2 protein-coding genes are annotated in these 3,917 nt (G+C 75.8%); both read right to left on the bottom strand.

Going from position 1 to position 3,917, the window contains the following annotated elements; genetic code table 11:
* Positions 1 to 174: 174 nt before the first annotated feature.
* Entirely contained in the window at positions 175 to 2,556 is a 2,382-nt protein-coding gene (locus AB0O40_RS37640) for a PQQ-binding-like beta-propeller repeat protein (protein WP_365050819.1), read from the bottom strand.
* A 246-nt stretch (positions 2,557 to 2,802) separates the two neighbouring features.
* A complete protein-coding gene (locus AB0O40_RS37645; protein ID WP_365050822.1) occupies positions 2,803 to 3,582 on the bottom strand; it encodes a VOC family protein in 780 nt (259 codons plus the stop codon).
* Positions 3,583 to 3,917: the final 335 nt, after the last annotated feature.

Below are 3,917 nucleotides of genomic sequence, written 5' to 3' on the forward strand. Positions count from 1 at the left end.
TTCCCGAAACCGGTGGGCGGCTGCCCCCGGAGCCCCCGGCCCCGCCGCTCCGCGACGGGCATTCGGGGCTCCGCCCCGGACCCCGCGCCTCAAACGCCGGCGAGGCTGGATTCCCCCCACCGGGAGGCCCGGGCACGGCACGGGCCCGGCACGGGCCACAGCCACGGGCCGGGGTCAGGTCGTGCGGGTGCCGGTGCCCTTGGCGGCGTCCAGGGCGTAGACGCAGCGGTCCTTGCTGCAGGCGTAGACGACGCCGGCCTTCGCCACGGGCGAGCCGGTGATCTCGCCACCCGTCGCGAGCTTCCAGCGGAGCTGGCCGCCCGCCGCGTCCAGCGTGTACAGGCAGTGGTCCGCGGAGCCGAAGTGCACCCGCCCCTCCGCCACCGCCGGCGCGCCCGTGATCTCGCCCGCCGCCGCAAAGCGCCACTTCGGCGTACCGGTCACCGCGTCCAGCGTGTACAGCGCACTGCCCGACCCCAGGTGGACGTTGCCGTCCGCCACGATCACCGGCTCCGCGGACTGCCGCGGCTCGGTCGCGATCCGCCACCGGTCCTTGCCGGTGGTCGCGTCCAGCGCGTACACCGTGCCGAGGTAGTCCGCCAGGTACACCCCGCCGCCGGTGATCGCCGGCCCCGGCGCGAAGGCCGGCGGGGCCAGGAAGACCGCGGGGGCCTCGAAGTGCCAGCGGACCCGCCCGGTGGCGATGTCCACCGCCAGCACCCTGGTGCCCGCCGCGACGTACACGTACCCGTCGGCCGCCGGCGTCACCCGGACCGCGACGTTCCCGCAGGAGGCCGCGTCCCCGATCGGGTAGGACCACCGCTCGGTGCCGGTCCGCGCGTCCAGCGCCCGCAGCCGCGCGTCCTGCCAGACGTACACCGTGCCGTCGTGCACCACCGGCCCGGCCTCGGGGGTCTCGAAGTCCGTCTGGGCGCCGGCCAGCTCCCACAGCTTCTGGCCGTTCGAGGCCTCCCAGGCCTGCACCCCGCCACCGCGGGTGGCCGTCACGACCGTGCCCCGGTCGGCCCGCAGCGCGTACACCCACGCGTCCGTGCCCAGCCGCCACCGCTCGGTGCCGTCCGCGGCGTCCAGCGCGTACAGCGAGGGCCCGTCGGAGGCGTGGATCCGGCCGTCGGCCACCTGCATGGCCCAGGCGACCTCACGCGTCTTGAACTGGCGCCGGCCGCTGGCCACGTCCAGCGCGTGCACCTCGAAGGAGGTGACGTACAGCAGCTCGCCGTCCACCGTCGGCGTGCCCCAGACCTCGTTGGACATCCGGAACCGCCAGGGCCGCCAGCGCCCGCTGTCCGGCGCCGGCCCCGGCCGCGGCACGGCCGCGACCACCGAGGGCGCCGGCGGCGCGGCCACCCCGCCCGGCGGGCGGATCCAGCCGGTGGCCGAGCCGGCCTCGGCCGCGGCCAGCGAGGCCGCGGCGCCCACCTTCGGCCCCGGCCCGATCGGCACCGGCGCCCCGCCCAGCCGGACCGGCTCACCCGAAGGGGCGACCGGCGGGTGCGCCGGCCGCGGCGGGTGCGCGTGACCGGTGCGCGGGTCCCCGCCCCAGGACCGCTCCGGTACCTGCCGCCGGTGCGTGTCGGCGGCCGGCGCGGGACCGCGGCCCGGCGCCGGCTGTGCGACCGGCGGCTGGGTGCCGGTACGCCCGGACGCCCCGGCCCGGCGCTGCTCGATCATGGCGACCGCCCGGCCCGGCAGCCAGGCGGAGGCCGTCCCGCTGTCGTCCCCGGCCGCGAAGAGGTGCGGGGACAGCTGGGCCTGGAGGTCCGCCGGGGTCGGCCGGAGCGTGGCGTCCATCTGCATGCACGACTCGATCAGCGGCCGCAGCTCCTCCGGCAGGCCTTCGAGGTTCGGGCCCTCGCGCAGCAGCATGAAGACCGTCTCGACCGGGTTCGCGCCGTGGAAGGGCGGGTGCCCGGTGGCCGCGAAGACCAGCGTGGAGCCGAGCGAGAAGACGTCGCTGGCGCCCTTGACGCTGCGGGAGTCCTTCGCCTGCTCGGGCGACATGTACGCGGGCGTGCCGACCGCGACGTTCGTCATGGTCAGGCGGGTGTTGGAGACGCCGCTGGCGATGCCGAAGTCGATCACCCGGGGGCCGTCCTCGACCACCAGGACGTTGGAGGGCTTCAGGTCCCGGTGCACCAGGCCGGCGCCGTGGATCGACTGCAGCGCCTCGGCGATGCCGGCCGCCAGCCAGCGCACCGCCTGCGCGGGCATCGGCCCGCATTCGTTGACGATCTCCTCGAGGGAGGGCGCCGGCACGTACGCGGTCGCCAGCCACGGCACCGCGGCCCGCGGGTCCGCGTCGACCACGGCGGCCGTGTAGAAGCCGCTGACCGCCCGGGCCGCCTCCACCTCACGGGTGAAGCGCACCCGGAAGAGCTGGTCCTCGGCGAGCTCGGTCCGCACCGTCTTGATCGCCACCCGGCGGCCGGAGGCCGACCGGGCGAGGTAGACCAGGCCCATGCCGCCCGCGCCCAGCCGGCCCAGCACCTCGAACGGGCCGATCCGTCGCGGGTCGTGCTGCGTCAGCTGCTCCATTACTCGCCTGCCACCTCCCCGTACGGGCTCTTGAGAGGGCCCGTTCCTACCGCCCCGTGCGGCTGGTCCCCGCAGCGTCTCACCGCGCGGCCCGCCGGGCGCACCGCCGTGCGGTGTGCCCCCTGATTCTGTCGGTCCGGGGCCCGATGGGCGAACCCGGGGGCGATCCGGGGTGTCTCACCGCTTCTCACCGCGATCCGGACACCTTGCCCGCCTCCGGGGCCTCCCGTCCAGGGCCCGGCCGCGCTACGGGGCGTCTGCGAGCAGGGCGAACGCGGCCCCTTGATTGTCCGCGACCACCGCGATCCGGCCATAGGGCGTGTCGAAGGGATCCGCACTCACCCTGCCGTCCAGCCGCCGTACGGTCGCCACGGCGCGGTCGCAGTCCGGTACGGCGAAGTACACGAGGAAGTGCGCGGGCATCGCCTCGGGGAAGGCGTCGGTGATCACGCTGCGGCCGGCCACGGCGGTGTCCGGGCCGGGCACGCTGCCGGGCGGCGACCAGGTGCGGAAGGGCACGCCGGCGTCGTCGCGCTCGTCGGCGAGGTAGCCGAAGACCCGGGCGTAGAAGGTGTCCACGGCGTCGGGCTCGCGGGTGTAGTTCTCGGTCCAGCAGAAGGCGTACGGCTCGTCCTGGCGCTCGAAGCCGTGGTGCGTGCCGGGCTGCCACAGGCCGAAGACCGCCCCGCCGGGGTCGACGGCCAGGGCCGTGGTGCCGTACGGGCCCACCGGCATCGGGTCGATGATCATCTGGCCGCCGGCGTCGCGGATCCGGGCGGCGGTGGCGCGGGCGTCCTTGGCGGCGAGGTAGACGTTCCAGACGGTGGGCATCCGGCCGTCGGGCTTGGGGGCGAGGGCGGCGACGTTGCGGCCCTCGCTGTAGGCCTGGGTGTAGCCGCCGTACTCGCCGCCGGCGCTCTCGCCGAAGGTCCACTCGAAGAGCTCCCCGTAGAACCGCTTGCCGGCCTCGACGTCGGGCAGCGCGACGTCCACCCAGCACGGCGTCCCCTCGGCGAATCCGCCCATGGGCCATCCCTTCCGCTCCGCGTACCGGACCGCCCCCTGCTCTTTAACCTAATCCGCTCCCCGGCCCCCCGCACCGAGCGGCCGCCCCCCGACGGCCATCCGAGTGGCGCCCCCCGCGTCCCCACCCCCAGGAACTTATCCACACCCTGTTGATAACACTTATCCCCCGACGCCCTCCTGGCGCCCAGTGGCGCTCCCTGTACGCGTGGCCCGCGGGCGGTCGGGATGTGTGGGGAGCGCCGCTTGACGGGGGTGGCAGGCTGGGCCGGAGGCAGGCCCGGGCCTGGGATCGCCGCAGGCGACGGCGAAGCCGCGAAGTCCCAGGGGTGGGCCTG

This window comes from Streptomyces sp. NPDC089919 (assembly GCF_040684615.1).
GTDB lineage: Bacteria > Actinomycetota > Actinomycetes > Streptomycetales > Streptomycetaceae > Streptomyces.